The sequence below is a fragment of the Bartonella pachyuromydis genome, from assembly GCF_039543065.1.
Lineage (GTDB): Bacteria > Pseudomonadota > Alphaproteobacteria > Rhizobiales > Rhizobiaceae > Bartonella > Bartonella pachyuromydis.
Map to the genome: position 1 here is coordinate 1 of NZ_BAABJA010000054.1, position 1005 is coordinate 1005.

At 37.6% G+C, this 1005-nt stretch carries 1 protein-coding gene; it reads right to left on the minus strand.

Translation table 11 applies throughout. The annotated features are described in order from the left end of the window. Positions 1 to 16: 16 nt before the first annotated feature. Positions 17 to 1005 (minus strand): tyrosine-type recombinase/integrase (locus tag ABD917_RS08700; protein WP_345119666.1); only part of this gene is annotated, 989 nt, incomplete at its 5' end.

Below are 1005 nucleotides of genomic sequence, written 5' to 3' on the forward strand. Positions count from 1 at the left end.
TTTTTTTCTTCTATCCCTAACTTTTTTGAAGCTTTTTTATAGCTTCAAGAGCGAGCTTTTTACGGTCCGCGCTCTTTGTGTAAAGAGATGCCATAGCGTCATTTGTCCAGCCAAAAATTGCTTTCAATTGTGATACTGTTGCACCGGAATTAGCAGCGCGTGTTGCTGCTAATTTTCGCAACCCATGGGCTGATTTTTTAATTCCAGCTGCATTACAAGCCTCTTTAAATGCATTACCAAAGCTTTCTTTGATAAATTTTTGATGAGTTTTACTACAGATGAATGTTTTTTCTCCAACAGGACCAATTTTAAGAGTTTCAGCTAATTCTGGTAAAATGGGAAGAAAAACATCTGTTTGAAATTTGCTTTTCTCTGTTTTTAGATGAATGATATTATCTTTGACATTTTTCCAGCCAATCCGAACAGCATCACCACGACGCAAGCCCGTGTAAAGAAGAACATCAATCCAAACACGTTCATGAGTACCCGGTAACCAGCGTTGGTAATATTTTTCAACATCTTCTTCTGTCCAAACAGCAAAGCCATCTTTATTGTTAAGAGCTGGTTTTTTTACTCCTACTGTTGGATTAGTTTCCAAAAGACCTTGTTCAATTGCCCAATTAAAGAGCCCATTAAGTATTTTCAGAAATTCTCTAGCCATTGCTGGCGTTTCTTTACGCCGTTCAACACCAGCTATAATATGTTTTTTTTCAATTACTTGGTATGGAATGTTTCCTATGGAGTCGCATACCTTCATAAGGATGCGTTCTCTATTTTTTTGGGTAACTTTAGCAAGGTTATGCCAATTAGAGCTGTTAAAATACTGTTTTAGCAGCCATGCAAATGTCCCTTCAATCAGTTTCCCAACTTTAGGTTTTGGAGGGATTATGCCTTGTAATTCGGCGAGCGCATTTTTGTAATTGTCAACAAACTCTTGCGTTCCATAGGTTCCGCGTATTCTAATACGTTTTCCATGACCAATACGGACATACCATACAATTTTAC